Here is a 21,704-nt window from a genome sequence, read left to right as displayed (position 1 = left end):
ATTAGCTATTTGCGACGTGATAAGCGATCAAACCATCAATAGGTCTTCTTAAGACATTACCCAATTGCAGTTCGTATTTTTCAAAAATTTCTGCTAATTCATCTTTTAGATAAAATGCTATAGAACCTACAAAATGTACAGGAACCTCTTTGCAGTTTTCAAATTGCTTGATATAATTCTTAATAAAAGATTTCATCTCCTTAAAAATTATTTTTCTACAAAATTCATGCTCCTTATTTTGAATTAGGAATTTTGCAAAAGTAGCAAGATATGCATTGGGATTTGGCTCTTTATATAATTTATTTTTTACATAATCTGGAGTCACATCATACTCTTTTTCAAAAATATCAGCCAATTCTTTTGGCATTTTGTTAAAATAGTATTTTCTGATTAACGATTTTCCAAAAACATTACCACTACAATCATCCATAACAATATAGCCTAATGATTGTACTCGTTGTTCTAAAACTTTACCGTCAAAATAACTGCAATTTGAACCAGTACCTAATATGCTTACAATTGCTTTTTCTCCTTTTGGAGTAGTAGCAAAAACTGCTGCATAAGTATCTTCTTCAACAACAATTATAGCATTAGGAAAGTAAACTTGAAAAATCTGAGAAAGCATACTTTTCATTCTTTCTGTACCACAACCTGCTCCATAGAAAAATAAATGGGTAGCTGTTTTTTTATTTTGTAATATATCAAAACGGTCATTCAAGCGATCAATAATTTCATCACCGTTAAGAATTTCTGGATTTAAACCTAATGTTTGTGTGGTAAACATAACTTTTCCATTATCATCTATCGCAATCCAATCTGCTTTAGTAGAACCACTATCAACTATTAATTTCATATGTAGATATTTATTATTTTTTATCGGTCATATGTAATTCGCATCTCTTCATTGGTGCCTGTAGCCAATTTACGCCCATGCTCATTTCATACTATTTGGTTTATTGGTTATGATTTTTATTATTCCTTAAATACAATTCAAAGCTAAAGGATTTAATAGAATAAAAAACAAAATCCCATTACTTTTACATAATGGGATTTTGTAAAATTATAGATTATTTTAAACCTGCAATATGTACAGATAAATCAATCAATTTACTTGAATATCCATATTCATTGTCATACCAAGATACAAGTTTAAAGAAAGTTGAATTTAAACCAATTCCTGCAGTAGCGTCAATTATTGAAGTTCTTTTATCAGAAATAAAATCCTGAGAAACAACAGCGTCTTCAGTAAATCCTAAAATACCTTTCATAGAAGTTTCAGAAGCTTTCTTCAAAACAGCCATAATTTCTTCGTATGAAGTTTCTTTAGACACTTTTACAGTTAAATCTACAACTGAAACGTCAGCAGTAGGAACGCGGAAAGACATACCTGTTAATTTTCCGTTCAACTCTGGAATAACTTTTCCAACAGCTTTAGCAGCACCAGTTGATGAAGGAATAATGTTTATGCTTGCTGCACGTCCACCTCTCCAATCTTTTCTAGAAGGACCATCAGCAGTCATTTGAGTTGAAGTTGTAGCGTGAACAGTTGTCATCAAAGCTTCAACAATTCCAAAATTATCGTGAATAACTTTAGCTAAAGGAGCTAAACAGTTTGTAGTACAAGAAGCGTTTGAAACAACAAGATCAGAAGCTTTTGCTGTTTCGTGGTTTACTCCCATTACAAACATCGGAGCATCTGCAGATGGAGCAGAAATAATTACTTTTTTAGCACCACCTTTAATGTGCTCATTTGCAGTTTCAATAGTTGTGAAAATACCTGTACACTCCGCTACTACATCAACATCAACTTCATTCCATTTTAAATCTGCAGGATTTCTTTCAGCAGTAATACGAATGTTTCTTCCGTTTACATAAAGTTTACCTTCTTTTACTTCTACAGTTCCATTAAAACGACCGTGAACTGAATCATATTTCAATAAATACGCTAAATGGTCTACATCTAATAAATCATTGATTGCAACTACTTCTACGTTATCTCTATTGAAAGTTTCTCTGAAAACAATTCTTCCAATTCTACCAAATCCGTTTATTCCTAATTTTACTTTTGACATTGTATTAAATTTAAATTATTTTTTTATTTTATTATCTTTTACTTTTAAATAGACATGATATCTGAAACTCGAAGCAATTCCTGATCAATTTCAGTATGTCCTTTTATAGCTTGTTCCAAAGGTGTTAATTCTATTTTATCACATAATAAACCAACCATGAAATTTGATTTACCCTCTAACAAACATTCAACCGCTTTGACTCCAAGTCGACTAGCCAGAACTCTATCGAAACAAGATGGAGCACCACCACGTTGCATGTGCCCCAAAACCGACACACGAACATCATATTCAGGGAAATTTGATTCAACATAATCTTTTAGTTCAAAAACAGTTTTACCAATTTTATCCCCTTCAGCTATTACCACTATACTTGAAGATTTTCCTGCTGCTTTACTTTTTCGCAAAGAATCTAGCAAACGTTCTAGTCCCAAATCTTCCTCTGGTATAAGAATTTCTTCGGCTCCAGCGCCAATTCCTGCATTTAATGCGATATGACCAGCATCACGTCCCATTACTTCGATAAGAAATAATCGGTTATGAGAACTTGCCGTATCACGTATTTTATCAATTACATCAACTACTGTATTCAATGCGGTATCATAACCCAAAGTATGACTTGTACCAAAAATATCGTTATCAATAGTTCCCGGTATTCCCATTACAGGAAAGTTATATTCAGAATTAAATAATAATGCTCCCGTAAAAGAACCATCACCACCTATTACTACCAGTGCATCTATGCCTGCTTTAATTAAATTTTTATGTGCTTTTTCACGTCCTTCTGGTGTCTTAAATTCCATCGACCGAGCCGATTTTAAAATAGTACCTCCTTTATTCACAATGTTATTTACACTTCGGGGTCCCATTTCTTTAAAATCCCCTTCAATCATCCCTTGATAACCTCTATAAATACCAACACATCCTATGTTATGAAAAGCACATGTTCGCACAACAGAACGAATGGCAGCATTCATTCCTGGAGAGTCTCCTCCAGAGGTAAGTACACCTATCTTTTTTATTGTTTTTGACATTTTTTTAAGTATTAAAGTGTAAATTTAGCAAATATCGAAGACAATTTAGGGGTGCTTTCTAACATTTTAATAAAATAACTGAAATTCAAACGTTTTCGTTGATAAGTTTTTTTAAATAAAAAAGGCTTGTAATTTATTTCCTTTTTAAATTTAATAATACCTTATAAATGATGAAATTCAGACAACAATTACAGCTAGATTTAGTAAAATCGTTCTATTAACAAGAATGTTTTATTCTTAGATAGAGTTACAAAAATTTTAAATCTAAAGTTAATCAAAACTTTTAATAAAAAAACAAGTTATTGAAATACAGATTTTTAAACTAATCTTCTTCAGGAAGTATAGCATCTTGATTAACTTTAGGCTTATCCACTTTTGGGTTAGTGGGTTTCGTGAAATTTATAAGTTCAGGATTCAAATTAGAATCTGAGTTATCTTCTTTCACTTTAGTTCTTTTTTCTATTGTTAACTTTTTACTTTTAAACATCTTATCAACCAACTCCCTAAAAGTATCAAAATCAACCTCATAAGTAATACCTGCACCTTGAGTATATCCAATATCTTGTCCAATATAATTTAAATCATTTTCTTTATTAAAAACATGGAAATTAAATGACCCATCATCATTCACTCTATATTTAATATCCACCGCACCTACAATTGCCGATTCATTTACTCCTCCAAACGGAACTCCGATTTTTCCATTTATTGTGATTCTTTCGTTCACTTTAGAAGAAACAATAGCTTCAACTCTGCCATCTGTTTGTGAGCTTGGTCTATTATCTGGTGAAACGACATTCAAGTTCATTTCAAACTTTTCATCATTAGATTGCACTATACTCCCCAACATACTGGAGGCAGTTTCGTACAAACTGGAAGCAACTGCCTGACTTGATCCATCCTTGCTTAAAAAACTACCTGTTGACAACAAATACAGAGCTTGGGTTTGCCTTACATCTTTATCAGCTAATTCTGTTTGAAGCTCTGACTTCAAAACGCTTGTGATCGTTGGAAACTCAATCATAAAATCTGGTTCCGGTCTGGTTAAATCTCCCCTAATTCCGATAACTACTTCAACATCTACTTTTTTGTTTACGCTTGAATTATCCAATAATAAGGCTGGATTTGCAGATGTTTTATAAACGGCTTCCAGATTTAATTGCGCTTTCATAGGATTACCTTCCCAAATAATTGAACCACCCTTTTTTACATTAAATTTTTTATCTATTATACCTCCGTACTTAAAATTATAGGTTCCATCATAGGGTAAGAAATCACCCCACATATTAAAATTACCCAATGTATTTATCTTAAATAAAAGCGTTCCGTTTCCCCTTCCTTTCATTCCGTGACCAGAGTTCCTGTCCAAAATCACTTCAACCTCTGCATTGGGTGTGATTTCGAGATCAAACTCTAATTCTAGACCATTATAGTTCTTTCTTTTATCAACAATTCCGTTTTGTAAATTGAATTTTTCTTTTGGTGTTACAAAATGAATAAAACTATTTTCACTAACACTTTCTGCATTATTAATTGGTATTTTTAATGCAGATCCCTTTTCCGATTTGGCATCCACTTTTATAAACAAACCATTTGAAGGACCTTTGATTGTTGCATTTCCATTAATAAATGCTGTCCCAAAATAAGCTGCATCTTCACTATCTTTCGTATCCAAAACCAAAAGCCTTTTGGAATTTATAGCCAAATCCAATTTCCAATCCGAAAAATTTTTATGCTCCACTACCCCATTTAAAGTTCCTGTAGTTTTGTATTTTGTATCGATCAAAGTGTTGTTTCTAAAAAGAAATTTTTCATCTGTCAAATCGACTATTGTTTTATCCTTAAGAGCATAATCGACATTGAGATACGGTATTGCCAAACCTCCGTCATTAACATAAAGACGCCCATTAATATCAGGTTTTTTTAATGTTCCACCAATAGTTGCATTACCAGACACCAAACCTCGTATGTTAGATATAACATCTCCTCCCAACACACTTAAAGTGGCCAAATTGAATCGATCAAATTTTAAATTTAAATCGAATAAAGTTTCTTTATTTATGATTTCAAAATTCCCATCGGCTGTAAATGATTCTAAATCTTTATTTTCAACAGAAGAGAATAATGTGAATTTTTTAAAATTCTCATCTCCTTTTATATCAAAGTTCAAAACGCCCAAATCATGATTATTAACTCTCAGATTATCAATGACTAAAGAAGCCGTCGGTTTATAAACCTGTTTATTTTGATTATAATTAATTTCGCCGTTTAAATTCCCGTAAATTTCGAAACTCTCCTGTGCTGATGTCAACGCATTGATATCAAAATCTTTAAACTTGACTTGAATATCCTTATAAGTTTGTCCTCTGAACTCACCATTAACTTTTATTTCTTGTTCCTTATTGGAGAGTATAAAATCATCGAGCTTAAATTCTTTTAAATTTTTATCGAAAATCAAACGATTATTTGATAAATTCAATTCATTTAAAAACCACAAACTATTTTTTAACTTAATCTCAGATTTACTAAACCCTATTACATTTTTATTTTCTTTATTAATAGTATGGTATAAATCTAAATTGAAATAATCTTCGCCCTTAGACCCTCCTTTAAATTCTGAACGAAAGAACAAAGTATCTTTTGATGTAACATTAATTAAACTAAAATCTCTGATTTTATACATTTTAGTTTTAATACTGTCCAATTCAATATAAGCATTATACAATGGATTTTTATTATCTATTGAAACTCGTATGTTATCAAACGAATTCTCAGATGCTTTTATATTTGGAGAATTAAAATTAAATTTGAATTCATTAATATCTGAGTTAATATTCCCTTTGATTATAGTGTTTTCACTTATCTTAATTTCGGGAAAGAATACTTCAACAATCTTATCATATACTTCAAAATTAAATTTCAAAAATTGGCCTTTCTTTACTTTTATTGGCTTGTAATTCGTATAAAGACTACCCAATGAGTTTGAAACCAAGCCTTTTAATTCAGCGAATTTATATTTTCCAACAACCGTCCCCTTCGCAATATCTGGAGCGGTTACACTTATGGTACGAATTCTTTTGTCATCAAAAGTGGAATTTAAATTGAAATCGTTAAATTGATATGTGGTTTTAGAATTATTATAAGTCGCATTGTTCACGTAAATATTACCATGCATATCATCAATAGAATTCCCTTGTACATCGACAATAATATTTCCGTTGAATCGGGAAATAGTATCGTTTACAAAATTCAGCTTATGCAGTTCAGCTTTATCAATTTTTATCTGAAAATCATATTGACTTTCTTTTTTGCTTAAATCAACTAAACCATCAAAATTCATTTTTAAATTGGGATCATTTACAATAATAGACCCTGTATATATAGGCAATTTAAAATTTCCGTTTACAGCAACATTTTTATAAGTATAGCCATTATATGCAATACTAGAAACCACTCCTTTCAAAGAAGTATTCAAATATTTTTCAGAAAATCCTTTACCATCAACATCAACATTTAAACTTACTTTAGACAAATCTTTATTATCCAACAAATTGCCAATATTGAAATCATTCAAAACAATATACCCCACATAGGCAGCCTTATCGTTTTGATCCATATCATTAATGGTAAATTTAGATTTTACCGTTCCTAAAGCAGTACTTGCTATAAGATTGGCATGAATTGAAGTTGTGGTCACCTGGGTATTTCCAACTAATGAAATATCACCAAATTTCTTTAAAACTACAGGTAGCTTTTCACCTAAAACATTTGGCAGAATACTCACTAAATCATCATAATTAGCTTCCAGTTGATCAAACTTTCCGTTCATATAGAATTTTTGATCTTTAGTTCCCAATAGATTTTTAAAATTAATAAATCCCCTCAATTTTGTACCTCTATTGTCTTTTAGGCTTAAATCCAGAAATTTCAAATTATTTAATGGTCCCGTAATATGAGATTTAACTCGAAAATATTGGTGCTTCCCTAATTCATTATAGAAACAACGAATATCATTGGATGCCAATTTTGCAGACTTTAACTTAACATCAAACTCTACTTTATTTTGAAAATCACTAAAATCTTCTATCATATAATTTAATGCAGCATATCCTTTAATACTAGATTCCTTAGTTTCAATTTCCATTTTATCCAATATCATATGCTGTTGGGTAAAACTATAGTTTCCTTTTAAGCTTTTTACGTACAATCCTCTGTGATCCAAAAAAGACATTTTTTGAATATTGGCATACACTTCCGGTCCATAAACTTTAAAATTAGTAACAGAAATATTTAGTCGCGTAAAATCAACCGATTTTGGTGTTTCATTATTTTCATCGGTCAAAATAAATCGACCATTCGACAAATAAATGCTTGATGCTGTTAATAAAAAATGTTTCTTGGAAGGTTCTTTACTTGGTGGACCAAAAGCATCAATAAAATAATCCAGATTGGTTTTCTTTTCCTTTTTGTAGGTTTTTAAATTAAAAAGAACACCATCCATTGCCAAATCACCGAAAATCAAATCCCCATCGAGGATTTTTTTTGCCCCTAGGATAGTCGTATTTATTCTTTTGGTGTAAATTAAAGTATCCTTATGATGATCAATGATTAATACTTTTTTGAGCTTTACACCTCCAAAAAGCGTGACCTGAGCTTCATCAATCTCCATGTGAATGCCATAATCTTCATTAATGCTTTTCATGAAATATTGAGCCAGTTGAGTTTGAACACTAGGCAACGTGAGGGCTATAAAGAGTACTAGCAAAAGCAATATTAGTCCAAGGAGAATACGGAATACTATTTTTTTAATCTTTTTGATACCTGTCGTTTTTATTTTTTTGAAACAAATAAATAATTTGCCGTTAGAATTGGTAATACCTTAACTAAAAAATCTTTAATTTTGGCACAGCTGTAAAAATACTATTTTTATGGTAATCCATCAAATATACTTTAAAATTCACCTGTTTATATGCAAATTCAAGAGGTTTTTATACTTGCCATTGAAAGTTCCTGTGATGATACTGCCGCTGCTCTATTAAGTAACGACAAAGTATTATCAAATGTTGTTGCCAATCAGTTAATTCACAATCAATATGGAGGCGTCGTTCCAGAACTTGCTTCTCGTGCACACCAACAGAATATTGTTCCAGTGATTGAAGCCGCATTAAAAAAAGCAAATATTAAAAAAGAGCAATTATCTGCAATAGCTTTCACACAAGGCCCTGGTCTTATGGGTTCACTTTTGGTTGGTAGTTCATTTGCAAAATCAATGGCACTAGCATTGGGGATCCCACTTATTGCCGTAAATCACATGCATGCCCATATTTTGGCTCATTTTATAGACGAAGAAGGTTTTGACAAACCAACCTTTCCTTTTTTGGCATTAACCATCAGCGGAGGACATACTCAAATTGTTCGTGTAAATGATTTTTTTGATCTAACAATTATTGGAGAAACTACAGATGATGCAGTAGGTGAAGCATTTGATAAAAGTGCAAAAATACTTGGCCTACCTTATCCAGGTGGACCTTTGGTCGATAAATATGCTCAACTAGGAAATCCGAAAGCATTTCCTTTTACAAAGCCCAAAGTTCCTGGTTTGGATTTCAGCTTCTCAGGATTAAAAACAGCAATTTTATATTTTATTCAAAAGAAAAAAATAGAGAATCCAGAATTTGTTAATGAAAACCTTAATGATATCTGCGCATCCATTCAAAATACCATTATTGAAATTTTGATGGATAAACTAAAAATGGCTGTAAAAGAAACCGGCATCAAACAAATTGCAATTGGCGGAGGAGTCTCAGCCAATTCTGGCATTCGCAATACCCTAAAAGCAACCGAAGAAAAATACGGCTGGAAAACATTTATCCCTAAATTCGAATATACCACGGATAATGCTGCAATGATTGGAATTGTAGGTTATCAAAAGTTTTTATCCCAAAAATTTGAAACCGCAACGGTTGTTTCAAAAGCACGAATACAATTTTAAATTATGCAATTATTTTATAACCCTACAATAAACGAAACTACCGAAACCTTTTCTTTTGACAAAGAAGAAAGCAAACATATTATTAAAGTATTACGTAAAAAAGATACCGATATACTATACGTGACTAATGGCTTTGGTCTTTTATTTAAAACAGAAATCACATTAGCTTCAGACAATAAATGTACCGTTCAAATTTTAAACATCGAAAAGACAGAAGCTCCTAAATACCAATTGCATCTTGCGGTTGCTCCAACAAAAATGAATGATCGTTACGAATGGTTTCTTGAAAAAGCTACTGAAATCGGGATACATGAAATCACTCCTATTATTTGTGATCGCTCCGAAAGAAAAGTAATTAATCTCGAAAGATTCGAAAAAATAATTCTTTCAGCAATGAAACAGTGTAACCAAATGTATCTTCCAAAATTGAATCCTGCAATTACGATGAAAGAATTTATAAAAAAGGAAAATACAGATCAAAAATTAATAGCACATTGCGAAGAAACAAATAAAAAGTCACTTAAGTCTATTCTGCAACCTAATACAGATTATACCATTTTAATAGGTCCCGAAGGAGATTTTTCGAACAAGGAAATTGAATTGGCTCTTGAAAATAATTATTTCCCAGTTTCATTAGGAGACACAAGGTTACGCACGGAAACTGCTGCTGTAGTAGCTTGTCATAGTATTGTTTTTATCAATGAAAATTAGGCTTCAAATTAAAAACTCATATCAACTTTACAATAGTTAAATGAAAAAATCATTGCTTATATTTTTATTATTCACCTCTTTAACGAGCTTCTCCCAAGAAATTGCTTTGTTAAAATATAGTGGCGGAGGTGATTGGTATGCAAATCCAACCTCTTTGCCTAATTTAATAAAGTTTTGCAATGCCAATATCAACACTCAGCTAAAATCCAAACCCCGAACAGTAGAGCCGAGCAGTCCCGACCTACTTTCTTATCCATTTGTTCACATGACTGGACATGGAAATGTTGTATTTAGTGAAACTGATGTAACAAATTTAAGAAATTATCTATTGGCAGGTGGATTTTTACATATAGATGATAATTACGGTATGAATCAATATATTAGGAAGGAAATTAGTAAAATATTCCCAAATAACAATTTGGTTGAAATTCCATCAAACCATATAATCTTTGAAAAACCTTTTCTTTTTGCAAATGGTTTACCTAAAATTCATGAGCATGACGGTAAAAGACCGCAAGCCTTTGGAATATTTATCGAAGGAAAATTAGTTCTACTATATACTTACGAATGCGATCTTGGAGACGGATGGGAAGATCCTGAAGTTAATAATGACCCCTCAGAGGTTCGTGAAAAAGCTTTAAAAATGGGTGCTAATATTATTAATTATATTTTCACAAATTGATTTGCAATAATTATTCTCTTTTTTTTAAATAAAATTAACAAGTTAAATATTAATGCATATCTGTTATTATTAACATTTAGGAAAGTTTGTTTATTTTAACAAGGTTCAAGCTACGTAAAAATCCCTAAATAACCATTAACCAAGTCAATAAAATCAATGATTTTTTAAAAACAGGAAAAAATACTGTTAAATAAATTTTAAATAATTAATCTTTTGTTATAAAATTGCAAAACAATTAACCAAATAAACTTTTATTTAACAAAATGATTACCTTTATGAAAAAATTAATTTTATCAGCAACAGCTTGCTTGATGTTGTTTTCTTGTCAAAACGACCAAACTGAATCTCTTAACGATTCAACAAATGCAATTACTCAAAGAAAATGTGCTACACAAGATGTTTTGGAAGCTCAATTAAAAGCTGACCCAACATTGGCAATTAGAATGAATCAAATTGAAGCTTTTACTCAAAACGCTTTATTGACAAAACGTTTAGTAAACGGAAAAGTAGTAATTCCAGTAGTTGTGAACGTATTATACAGAACTGCAGCAGAAAACATTTCGGATGCACAAATACAATCACAAATTGATGTACTAAACAAAGATTTCACTGCAACAAACCCTGATTTTGCAAATACACCAGCAGAATTTGCTGGAGTAGCCGCAAATGTTGGTATAACATTTGAATTAGTAAAAATCAATAGAAAGTCAACAACAAAAAGTTCATGGGGAACTAGAGATGCCATGAAAAAAACAAAACAAGGTGGACTAGATCCAACATCTCCGACAACAAACCTAAATTTATGGGTTTGTACAATTGGAGGAGGAATCTTAGGTTATGCTCAATTCCCTGGAGGCTCTAGTGCTACAGATGGAGTTGCAATAGATTCTAAATATTTTGGTTTATCAGGTACAGCAAATTATCCATACAATTTAGGAAGAACTGCTAGTCATGAAATCGGTCACTGGATGAACCTAAGACATATTTGGGGTGATGCATCTTGCGGAGATGATTTAGTTGCTGATACTCCAGTTGCAAAAACATCAAACTTTGGGGTACCTGTTTATCCATACGTAAGCACATGTCTTCCAGCTCATAATGAAATGACAATGAACTACATGGATTATACAGATGATAGAGGAATGTTTATGTTCACAAATGGTCAAAAATCAAGAATGAGTGCATTATTTGTTTCTGGAGGAGCTAGAGCTGCTTTTGGAATTTAATTTAATTTGTTATTAGAATGTAAAACTCGCTACTTGTTAGCGAGTTTTTTTTTGCTATTACTTAACTTTTTAAAAGAATATCGCATTCATTAGTATAAAAGTGCAATTCACCGATTTATTTATACCATGACAACAATTAACAGTAAATTAGCAATACAATAAACTGATAATCAATTTTTTAAACACAAATCAATTATTATGAAAAAAATTATTTTATCCGCTGTAACACTCATAATGCTTTTTTCATGTCAAAATGAAGATAATAGTTCAGGAATCTCACAAACAGGATCAACTACACTTCGTAATTGTGCTACTCAAGAAGTTCTGGAAGCACAATTAAAAGAGGATCCAACATTAGCATTGAGAATGAATCAAATTGAAGTTTTTACCAAAGAAGCAATACTTACCAGACGCTTAGTAAACGGAAAAATTGTAATTCCTGTAGTGGTTAATGTTTTATACAGAACTTCTGCCGAAAATATCTCTGACAGTCAAATACAATCGCAGATTAACGTCTTAAACAAAGATTATACGGCTACAAATTCTGATTTTTCAAGCACTCCAGCTGAATTTGCTCCAGTTGCTGCAAATATTGGCATTACATTTGAATTAGTGAAAATTGTGAGAAAATCGACAACAAAAACTTCATGGGGAACAAGAGATGCCATGAAAAGTTCAAAAAAAGGAGGCATTGACCCTACTACTCCAAGTACCACATTAAACATTTGGGCTTGCAAAATTGGAAATGGAATTTTGGGCTATGCACAATTCCCCGGAGGTTCATTAGCTACTGATGGGGTTGTAATTGATTCTAAATATTTTGGATTGTCTGCAAATGACAGTTATCCTTATAATCTGGGAAGAACGGCCACACACGAAATTGGACACTGGATGAATTTACGCCATATTTGGGGTGATTCCTCATGTGGAAATGATTTGGTCAATGATACACCGGTTGCTAAAACTTCAAATTTTGGTGTCCCTGAATATCCATATGTAAGTTTGTGCTTGCCAACTCATAATGAAATGACAATGAACTACATGGATTATACGGATGATAGAGGAATGTATATGTTTACTAATGGTCAAAAAACAAGAATGTCCGCATTATTTGTTTCTGGAGGAATAAGAGCTGCTTTTGCCCAATAATCATATAAATTTATAGTATTTAAAACTCGCTACTTATTAGCGAGTTTTTTTATCTTTATAACCTAATACAACGATATGATAACATCCAAAATTATTGCAAACGGAATTTTAAAAGCAATTGGCACTTTAATTTTAATAGCTTTGTTAGTTTATTTTCTGTATCAAATTCAAAATGTATTAATTTATATAGTCGTTTCATTATTACTTACCTTAATTGGTATACCAGTTTTAGAATTTTTTAAAAAAAGATTAAAATTCAAGCATACTATGGCAACCGTAGTCGTTATGTCAATATATATTCTACTTATGTTGGGTTTTATAATGATGTTTATCCCATTAATTATATCGCAAGGCCAAAATCTATCCCTTTTAAACACTGCTGAAATTGAAAAAAACAGCTTGGAACTAATCAAGCAAATAAACACATTTCTAGAACAGCACCATATTGACTCCGCTACTTTTTTTGATATAAAAAACTTTAAGTCAGTGATTAATTTCAATATAATCCCTAACTTTTTAAATTCAATACTTGGAACGATTAGTAATTTCGGAATGGCACTAGGCTCTGTCTTATTTATTACTTTTTTCTTTCTTAAAGACAAAACTATATTTCTGAATGGTGCCAAGCTACTAATTCCGGACACTCATGAAGAGAAAGTCTTAAACTCGCTTGATAAAATAAACCAATTGCTTTCTCGCTATTTTATTGGTTTGCTATTCCAGCTCTTCATCGTTTTTATATTATACACCATTGTTTTATCCATTTTTGGAATACCCGATGTATTTGTAATTGCTTTTTTATGTGCTGTTTTGAACATCATCCCTTATCTTGGTCCTTTAATTGCTTCAATATTAGCAGCTCTCTTAACAATGCTAAGCCATTTAGGATCTGATTTTCAATCTGAAATATTACCTACAACCATTTATGTATTAATAGGTTTTTGGATTGTTCAAGTAATAGACAATAATCTTTCACAACCCATCATTTTCTCCAAAAGTGTAAGTTCGCACCCACTGGAAATCTTTTTGGTTATTGTAATCGCCGGTTTCTCATTTGGTATATTAGGCATGATTATAGCCGTTCCTTTATACACTATAATAAAAGTGATTAGTAAAGAATTTTTCCCAGATAATAAATTTATTCAACTAATAACAAAAAACATATAAATTGAATATAGACATTTTAGATCCTAAAATACAAGATTTTATTGATTTAAACATTGGAGTTGCAGTTTCAAAATTAGCATTTCAAAAAAATCCATTTCCAACCGTAGAATGGATTTCAATCTTGAATCAAATTACAGCAAAGACAAAGGCAAAAGAGAAGCTTCCAACTTGGTTCTCGACTCCAAAAATCATTTATCCAAGCAAAATTTCTGTAGAGCAAACTTCTTCCGAAAAAACAGCACTTTACAAAGCGTCTATTGTTTCGGGAGAAAATTTAATTGATTTGACTGGAGGATTTGGAATTGACGATTACTATTTTTCAAAGAAAATAAAGAATGTGGCACATTGTGAAATCAATAGCGAATTATCCAACATTGTTCAACATAACTATAAACAATTAAATAGCAATAACATTACTTGTTATGTAGGTGATAGTTTTGAAACATTATCAAAATCAAACACCAAATGGAATTGGATTTATATCGATCCATCCAGAAGAAGTGATACCAAAGGCAAGGTTTTCTTGCTAAAAGATTGCCTGCCAAATGTTCCCGAAAATTTAGATTTTTATTTTGAAAAAGCCAATTCCATCTTGATAAAAACAGCTCCCATTCTTGATATATCAGCAGGCATTAATGAATTGAAGCATCTAAAATCCATACATATAGTGGCTATTGATAATGAAGTAAAAGAATTGCTTTGGGAATTAAATAAAGAGCATCAAGGAAGCATTACAATTAAAACTGTAAATCTCACAAAAGAGAAAGAAGAAACTTTTGATTTCATTTTGAATGAAAATCAAAATTATCCTAAGTACAGTTTACCAAAAAAATACCTCTACGAACCCAATAGCGCCATTATGAAATCAGGAGGTTTTGACGAAATTGGCCTTTTTTATGAATTGAATAAACTACAAAAACATTCGCATTTATATACATCTGATGTTTTGAAAACTTTTCCTGGTAGAATTTTTGAAATTAAAAACAGCTTTTCATACAACAAGACAGATATGAAACAACATTTAGAGAATCAGAAAGCAAATATCACTACCCGAAATTTTCCGGATTCTGTTGAAAAAATTCGAAAAAAATGGAAAATAAAAGAAGGTGGGAATTTATATTCTTTTTTTACTACTGATGAAAATAATTCCAAAATTGTATTAATTTGCAACAAAATAAAATAACGATAAAATAAAAATGAAATACATATCTGTTCTCCTCTTTTCCTTTTTAAGCTTACCTATTTTTGCTCAAAAGCCTTGTGAATACTCAACAAATGTCACCGATTCTATTGGGACTTATAAATCCACTAAAGAATACTTAATAAGTGAAAAAGTTTTTGGAGGAAATTCTAATTATATTTTTTACTCGTTGGTGCTAACTGATGGAGTACCAACTTTAAACGTTCAATTTATTCAAAAAAGCAAAGATTTTGTAAAAGCCAATTGTTTCGACAAAGATTCCAAAATTTATTTGCAGCTACAAAATGGTAAAATAGTAACCTTAATACACATCGATCAAGAAAGCTGTGGTACAATGATTCGAGATGACAAAGGTTTTGACAACAGAGTAAAAACAGGAATTTTCATGTTTATGAAAGACAACTACGAAGATTTAAAAACTTCTCCTGTTACTTTAATGCGAATAAAATACTTAACTGATACAGAAGATTATGTATTCAAGAAAGAATTCACTGCCGAATTGGATGGAAAAACGTACAAACCAGAAACCTATTTTATGGATAATATTCGATGTGTTGAATAATAATCATAAAGTAAATAGAAAAGACAAAACATTTTCAAAGGTTTTTACAAACCAATTGAAAATGTTTTTTTTTTAGAATTATTCGATACTATTTTTTTCGTTGTTGCAAACATAGTTTTTTACATTTCTAATTATTAGAGGTGCCAAAAAACCAACTAAAACGACTTCAACAAATGTAATTCCTGATTTATTTTCAGGGTCAATGCATTTTAAAAAACTTTTATGTAAAGTTATCATCATACTTAATCAAATTAAAAAATTAATTAATAAAAAAATTACTTGTCGTTTAACTACAGAAACTTCAACCGGTATATAGTTTTCTATAATTAACTAAATCATTTAAAACTAAACAATTTATGAGACAAAATTAAATATATAATTCAATTAAATAACAATATAATCGATTAAATGCATTTTTTTATTGTATTTTAAATATTTTACCTACATTTTACAACATTCACATAGATAAGAACTTAGTAACATTTTAATTTTACAAGAAAAAAAAACATTATTTACGAACAATTTCGTAACTACTTAAGAACTAGAAAAGAATAAAAAACAATAGATTTTAAAGAAAATTTAAAATTAGATAGAAGTATTTTTCTAAAAATTACATTCCCATTTAAAATTAGAAACGGCATCATTTAGACCAGCTTTCAAGTTATAATGCCACCATTCGGAATCAAAAGAATTGAATTTTTCCTTAGCCATAATTCTTCTAAGCAAGTTTCTGTTATTCTTGATTTCTTTGGAAAAATTTGGATAATCATGACTGGCTTCTTTACCAAAAAAATCAAAAGAGGTGCCCATATTCAATTCCTTCCCATCAAAATCTACCAATGTAATATCGACAGCTCCACCTCTATTATGAATTGAACCTTTACTTGGGTTTGCTACATATTGTGGATTTGGAACAATAGCCCACATTCTTTTTTGAATATCCAAAGGACGATAGCAATCAAATAGTTTTATTTTATAGCCTTTCTTCATCATTCTTTGATTAGCCAAAATCAATGCTTTTACTGTCTTATAGCGCAAATAACATTCAGCACAATCATATACTTTGGATTTAAGGAAATTATCCTCCGAAGCATACTTCATATCATATACAAAATCTCGGCTATAATCTTTTAAATTCACAAAAGTGGTGTCATTAACAAGAACTATTAGTTGAGAATTATTTGCTGCAGTTTGCGGATAACAATTACCTAAGTTTACCAAAAAAAGGAAAACCAACAAAGGTTTGAAGAAAGAAATCATATCGAATAAATTTTCATAAAAATAAGAAATTTTACACGGAGCTAATAAGTAATACTGATTAAAAAAAAATAAAAAATATAAAAACAAAAAAACCCACTGAATTCAGTGGGTTTCAAAGTGAACGCAGAAGGAGTACTCTCACACTCGTCAATACACATTATTACTGACTTCATTTATTTATTGTGGCAATTTTGTGCCAAAATTTCTTTTAATCTGGTTAACCTATCCTCTATTTCTACAACCAACTGGATGGCTTCTGTGCTATAAGAATCACTCGGTTCTTGTAACATATCATTTGTGTCATTATCCTCGGATGTCAGATAATTCAAATCTGCATCTGGGAAATACTTTCGTAATTTTTTAATGAAAGTCTTCGAAATTTCATCACTATTGACATAACGACCAACTAATTTCTCATTATAGTTGTCCATAATTCTAGCGACTTCTCTATTGGTCAATCCCTTGCTGTCAAAGTATTTCTTTATTTTTTCCGAAAACCCCATATTAAGAATGATTTTAAATTACACTAAAAAGTGGAATTATTTTTAAATACTACACTTTTTTGTAGAACTATTTAATACTTTTGTATAACAAATAACTATCTGATGACAAATGTAACAAAAAATAACAAAGCTAATAATGTGCAGTTGCATATTGAAAAAGCATATGAAATAATTGATAATTATTTGCCTGTCAATTATGTAGAAGCTGTTTTGGCAAAACTTCCAAAAAACACAAATATTACTAAAGGCATGATTAGAAATGCCAAAAAAAAACTATCAAAGCGTATTGATGTTATTAATGCTATGGTCGAAGTGGCATTGGAAAACAAGGCTTTAGTAGAGGAATTAAAAAGATTAACCACTTAAAATTTAAAAACCCATGACACAAACAGTACAATCAACCAACAGACTTTATCCAGGATTAGCAGATTCATCTATAGAATTTTTTGCAGATGGAAACGAAACAAAAGTTATACTAAATAGTAGAGTTTTACCCTTTAGTGAAGTTTCATTTTCTATTATCCAATTACTGGATGAAGAAATTGAAAAGGATTCTTTAGTCAAAATCCATTTATTGGATATGCACCCTACTTCTAAGATAAAAAGAACGGAACAATTTGCCCATTGCCGATTGGGAGGTTTAGATTACCAAGGAGACATCAATGGCGGACAACTACAAGAAGGAGAATATTGGGAATGTCCAAAAAGAGGGAATTGTAAGAGCGAGGGAATCCTTTGTAAACTTCCATCTTACAATGGTAAGCAACTTCAACCACAAGAAGTAAAATTACTACAGCTTACCGCCACCAACAAAACAAACGAAGTTATTGCCGAAGAACTAAACTTACCGCTTGGTTCTTTCCATAAGCTAAAAAAAATACTTTGGTCGAAACTAAGTATTCAGACCAAACAAGAAGGAGTAATGATTTCCTTTTTCTTAAACCTTATTCAGTTATAATACTGGGTCACGTTCTTACCAATCCTGTGTGTGCACTTACACACGTAAACCACTCCTAGTGGGTGGTTTTTTTATAACTAAACCGAAAAATAAAAATATATGTCAGACGATCTACTAAAATCTAAAATTGAATTGCTAAAAGAACAAATAGACAATTTAGAAAAGTCTGGTTTTTTTACCGAAAAAGAAATGGATAAGTACTCGTATTTATTAAGAAATGAAATTGAAGCCTATGAAAGACAATTGACCCGTGATAACATTGACGTTATCGACGCCCAAATACTAACCCCAAACCATCAGGAGGCCTAAACCATGAGTTACGTAAATTCCACTGACATACTTGACGCTACCAATGGCGGTCTAGATATTATTATTTCCTACTATCCTAATGCAAAAGACGTGATCGATAAAAGTTCACGCTTGTTCAAATTGCGTACTTCAGAAAAAACAGCGTCTGCATCTTTAAAAAAATTAGAGAGTGGTGTTTGGGTTGTAACAGATTTTGGAGGCGATAAAGTTCCGAGAAATGGAATTATGGTATGCCAACTTGAAGAGGGAATCTTATATGGAGAAGCATGTGCATTACTTGGATCCAATTATAATGTCAAAGGGGCAGAAATGCAAGTTTATAAACCAAAGATTGAAAAACGACCACTAAAGGCTAATGAACAATCGAAACAATATTATTTTGAATTTAATGATGCTTTATCACAAAAAGAATTGGCAATTATTGGTCCTCGTGTAAATCAAAAGCATTGCGATGATTTCAAACTAAAATCTTGCAAATCGTATGTGTATTGCAAAGAAAACGAAGCTATTGTAATTACATCAACTGATGATTATCCAATTTTAGTATTTGACTTTGGAATATGGCAAAAAATTTATCAGCCAAATGCCTTTGATAAAGCAGATCGATTTCGTTATGCTGGAACAAAACCTCCACGTCATATTTTCGGTTTAGATTTAATTGAAGCTGAATTTAAAAAAAGGAAAAAAAAGTTTGAAGATGAAGATTATGAAAGTTTTTCTATCCAAGATGCTTCAGATAATGGCGATGAAGAAACCGCACCGAAAAAGAAAGATCCAAAATTAGACGCTGCATTTATAATTAGTGGAGGAACTGATGGAATTAACCTATATAGTTTTAACAAATTTCCGCTTTTTACAAATTCGGAATCCGATCAGTTAGATTGGAATGAAATTAAAGATTTAAAGGTTTGGGTAAAAGACCTTTATTATATAGCCGACTTAGACAGTACAGGCGTTAAGCAAGCTATAGCAATGGGATTAAAATTTCTTGATATCAAATTGCTTTGGTTACCAGAAAAACTAAAACAATATAGAGATAAGCGCGGTAATCCATGTAAAGATTTTAAGGATTATGTTGAAAAATTTTACCGTTCAGAAAATGCAAATGCCTTTATCAATGGCTTTGATAAATTAGTAAACAACGCTTTACCGCTACAGTTTTGGACAGAGAGGTTTGCTAATAAAAAAATGAATTATAACTTATCTAATACCCGCCTTTATCATTTCCTAGCCAATATGGGATTTGGGCGTTATGAATCGGATAACTTGAAGGAGGGTTTTTTATATATCCGTAAAGAAGGTTCTATTGTAAAAGTCCTTCGTCCATACGAAATTGAGAACTACGTACACTCATTTCTTGAGGAAAGACAAATGCATCCAGATTTAAGAGATTATGTCTATAATAGCCCAAAATTAAGCGAACGCTCTTTATCTAAATTACCAAGTTTAAAAGTTGATTTTTCGGCAGCTGATAAACAGACTCAATATTTGTTTTTTTCCAAAAAAGTATTAAAAATAACAGCTTCTGAAATAATCGAATACAAGCAGGGCGAAGTTGAAAAATATGTTTGGGAGGATAAAATCATAGATTTTAATATCAAGACAGACAAAGAACCACAATTCAAAATCGATACGGATGCTGATGGAAATTTGGATATTGAAATTTTAAAAAAAGATAATCCTTATTTCAACTTCTTAATCAATGCAAGCCGTGTTCATTGGCGCAAAGAATTAGAAGAATCCTTTGAGGGCAGACCTGCAAAAGAAGCGGATTTGTATTTCAAAGAAAATCAATTCAATATCGCTGGTTCTAAACTTTCGGAAGATGAAATCTATGAACAAAAATTGCACATCATAAACAAGATTTATTGCATCGGCTATATGTTGCACAATTACAAGGACGAAAGTAAGCCTTGGTGTGTATTTGCTATGGACAATAAAATATCCGAAACGGGAGAAAGCCACGGAGGTTCCGGAAAGTCAATTGGATTGGGTTCGTTAGATCATATTCGAAAAAGGAGATTTTACATAAAAGGTCGTGATGCCAATGTAACAAAGAATGATTTCATCTACCACGGAGTTACAGAAGATACTGATTTCATATTGATTGATGATGCCAACCAATATTTGGATTTTGCTTTTTTTTATTCGGAAATTACGGGGTCATTAAAAGTAAATCCGAAAAATGGACAACCTTATGAAATACCATTTAAGGATTCGCCAAAGTATTTAATCACGTCCAATTTTACGCTTCGTGATGATGGTCCATCTACATCAAGACGATTGTTGTTTACTAGTTTCTCTGATTATTATCACGAAAATAATAATGACGAATACAAAGAATCCCGAAACATAGCCAGTGATTTTGATGGAAGAAACCTTTTTACAGGATTTACAGAGGCCGAATGGAATGACTACTATAATTTTTGTGCTCAATGTATTCAGTTCTTTTTATCACATCCTAAAAAAATAAGTCCACCAATGGACAATGTGACTAAAAGAAGTCTTCGTGCCGAAATGGGTGATGCTTTTGAGGGATGGGCTGACGGTTTCTTTGCCAACAAAACGCAAACAATTGAAAATGAAGAAGGATTCTTTACCTATCTGGATAATTATTTCTCTAAAGAAACTGCATTCGATGATTTTGTAAAAGCCACAAAGCAAAACAAATGGACAACAACAAAATTCAAAAAAGCAACAAAAGCCTATTGCCAATTGAACGATTACATTTTCAATCCAAAGGATTTGCATAATTGCAAATTCCAGTGATATTGACCACCCAATTCCAATTTAAAGTGACCACCTGATTCCAATTCAAAATGACCACCTAATTCCGGAGCAAAATGACCACCTCCATTTTTCATTAAAAACTACTTTTTTT

The 21,704-nt window shown here is 31.3% G+C and carries 19 protein-coding genes; 12 read left to right on the top strand and 7 right to left on the bottom strand.

From position 1 onward, the window contains the following. Position 1: 1 nt before the first annotated feature. The 4 genes from KZH69_RS16700 to KZH69_RS16685 all read right to left on the bottom strand — a co-directional run bounded on the left by KZH69_RS16700 (position 2) and on the right by KZH69_RS16685 (position 7,805). Positions 2 to 853, bottom strand: a complete 852-nt coding sequence (locus tag KZH69_RS16700; RefSeq protein WP_219318623.1) for an N-acetylglucosamine kinase — start codon at positions 851 to 853, stop codon at positions 2 to 4. Positions 854 to 1,067: 214 nt separating this feature from the next. Continuing rightward, positions 1,068 to 2,072, bottom strand: a complete 1,005-nt coding sequence (gap, locus tag KZH69_RS16695) for a type I glyceraldehyde-3-phosphate dehydrogenase (RefSeq protein WP_219318622.1) — start codon at positions 2,070 to 2,072, stop codon at positions 1,068 to 1,070. 44 nt (positions 2,073 to 2,116) lie between these two features. Beyond that, on the bottom strand, positions 2,117 to 3,103 hold the full coding sequence (pfkA, locus tag KZH69_RS16690) for a 6-phosphofructokinase (RefSeq protein ID WP_219318621.1): 987 nt from the start codon (positions 3,101 to 3,103) through the stop codon (positions 2,117 to 2,119). A gap of 322 nt (positions 3,104 to 3,425) precedes the next feature. Next, positions 3,426 to 7,805: a translocation/assembly module TamB domain-containing protein gene (locus KZH69_RS16685; protein ID WP_219318620.1), complete on the bottom strand. Its 4,380-nt coding sequence runs from the start codon at positions 7,803 to 7,805 to the stop codon at positions 3,426 to 3,428. Positions 7,806 to 8,072: 267 nt separating this feature from the next. Between KZH69_RS16685 and tsaD the strand changes: the two genes are divergently transcribed. The 8 genes from tsaD (at position 8,073) to KZH69_RS16645 (ending at position 15,793) form a co-directional block, all read left to right on the top strand. Then, positions 8,073 to 9,095, top strand: coding sequence for a tRNA (adenosine(37)-N6)-threonylcarbamoyltransferase complex transferase subunit TsaD (gene tsaD / locus KZH69_RS16680; protein WP_219318619.1), 1,023 nt, complete (start codon positions 8,073 to 8,075; stop codon positions 9,093 to 9,095). Positions 9,096 to 9,098: 3 nt separating this feature from the next. Next, positions 9,099 to 9,806 (top strand): 16S rRNA (uracil(1498)-N(3))-methyltransferase, encoded by a 708-nt coding sequence (locus KZH69_RS16675; RefSeq protein ID WP_219318618.1) that lies wholly within the window; start codon positions 9,099 to 9,101, stop codon positions 9,804 to 9,806. A 40-nt stretch (positions 9,807 to 9,846) separates the two neighbouring features. Beyond that, positions 9,847 to 10,488 carry a DUF4159 domain-containing protein gene (locus KZH69_RS16670; protein WP_219318617.1) on the top strand — a complete coding sequence of 214 codons (642 nt, stop codon included), beginning with the start codon at positions 9,847 to 9,849 and terminating at the stop codon, positions 10,486 to 10,488. A 275-nt stretch (positions 10,489 to 10,763) separates the two neighbouring features. Beyond that, positions 10,764 to 11,714: a zinc metalloprotease gene (locus KZH69_RS16665; protein WP_219318616.1), complete on the top strand. Its 951-nt coding sequence runs from the start codon at positions 10,764 to 10,766 to the stop codon at positions 11,712 to 11,714. A 198-nt stretch (positions 11,715 to 11,912) separates the two neighbouring features. Then, on the top strand, positions 11,913 to 12,863 hold the full coding sequence (locus tag KZH69_RS16660) for a zinc metalloprotease (RefSeq protein ID WP_219318615.1): 951 nt from the start codon (positions 11,913 to 11,915) through the stop codon (positions 12,861 to 12,863). A gap of 75 nt (positions 12,864 to 12,938) precedes the next feature. Beyond that, complete coding sequence (locus KZH69_RS16655; RefSeq protein ID WP_219318614.1) at positions 12,939 to 14,030, top strand: AI-2E family transporter; 1,092 nt, start codon at positions 12,939 to 12,941, stop codon at positions 14,028 to 14,030. 1 nt (position 14,031) lies between these two features. Beyond that, positions 14,032 to 15,213: a THUMP-like domain-containing protein gene (locus KZH69_RS16650; RefSeq protein WP_219318613.1), complete on the top strand. Its 1,182-nt coding sequence runs from the start codon at positions 14,032 to 14,034 to the stop codon at positions 15,211 to 15,213. Positions 15,214 to 15,226: 13 nt separating this feature from the next. After that, positions 15,227 to 15,793 (top strand): hypothetical protein, encoded by a 567-nt coding sequence (locus KZH69_RS16645; RefSeq protein ID WP_219318612.1) that lies wholly within the window; start codon positions 15,227 to 15,229, stop codon positions 15,791 to 15,793. 603 nt (positions 15,794 to 16,396) lie between these two features. Here KZH69_RS16645 and KZH69_RS16640 read toward each other — a convergent pair. Together KZH69_RS16640 and KZH69_RS16635 are read right to left on the bottom strand one after the other, a co-directional pair. Continuing rightward, on the bottom strand, positions 16,397 to 17,053 hold the full coding sequence (locus KZH69_RS16640) for a M15 family metallopeptidase (protein WP_219318611.1): 657 nt from the start codon (positions 17,051 to 17,053) through the stop codon (positions 16,397 to 16,399). Between the two features lie 173 nt (positions 17,054 to 17,226). Further along, positions 17,227 to 17,556 (bottom strand): hypothetical protein, encoded by a 330-nt coding sequence (locus KZH69_RS16635; RefSeq protein ID WP_219318610.1) that lies wholly within the window; start codon positions 17,554 to 17,556, stop codon positions 17,227 to 17,229. A gap of 102 nt (positions 17,557 to 17,658) precedes the next feature. On the opposite strand from KZH69_RS16635, the gene KZH69_RS16630 reads away from it, so the two are divergent. From KZH69_RS16630 to KZH69_RS16615, 4 genes are all read left to right on the top strand, one after another. After that, entirely contained in the window at positions 17,659 to 17,922 is a 264-nt protein-coding gene (locus tag KZH69_RS16630; RefSeq protein ID WP_219318609.1) for a hypothetical protein, read from the top strand. 13 nt (positions 17,923 to 17,935) lie between these two features. Next, the gene (locus KZH69_RS16625) at positions 17,936 to 18,514 is read left to right on the top strand and encodes a hypothetical protein (RefSeq protein ID WP_219318608.1); all 579 of its coding nucleotides are present in this window, start codon (positions 17,936 to 17,938) and stop codon (positions 18,512 to 18,514) included. Positions 18,515 to 18,613: 99 nt separating this feature from the next. Next, positions 18,614 to 18,823: a hypothetical protein gene (locus tag KZH69_RS16620; RefSeq protein WP_219318607.1), complete on the top strand. Its 210-nt coding sequence runs from the start codon at positions 18,614 to 18,616 to the stop codon at positions 18,821 to 18,823. Positions 18,824 to 18,826: 3 nt separating this feature from the next. Beyond that, positions 18,827 to 21,592: a hypothetical protein gene (locus KZH69_RS16615; protein WP_219318606.1), complete on the top strand. Its 2,766-nt coding sequence runs from the start codon at positions 18,827 to 18,829 to the stop codon at positions 21,590 to 21,592. Here the strand turns inward: KZH69_RS16615 and KZH69_RS16610 are convergent. Continuing rightward, positions 21,547 to 21,687, bottom strand: coding sequence for a hypothetical protein (locus KZH69_RS16610; RefSeq protein ID WP_219318605.1), 141 nt, complete (start codon positions 21,685 to 21,687; stop codon positions 21,547 to 21,549). The genes KZH69_RS16615 and KZH69_RS16610 overlap by 46 nt on opposite strands. Between the last annotated feature and the right edge of the window lie 17 nt (positions 21,688 to 21,704).

Source organism: Flavobacterium taihuense (assembly GCF_019351435.1).
Taxonomy (GTDB): Bacteria; Bacteroidota; Bacteroidia; order Flavobacteriales; family Flavobacteriaceae; genus Flavobacterium; species Flavobacterium taihuense.
Note: the sequence above shows the minus strand (reverse complement) of the source record. Positions and strands in the feature narration are given on the sequence as shown.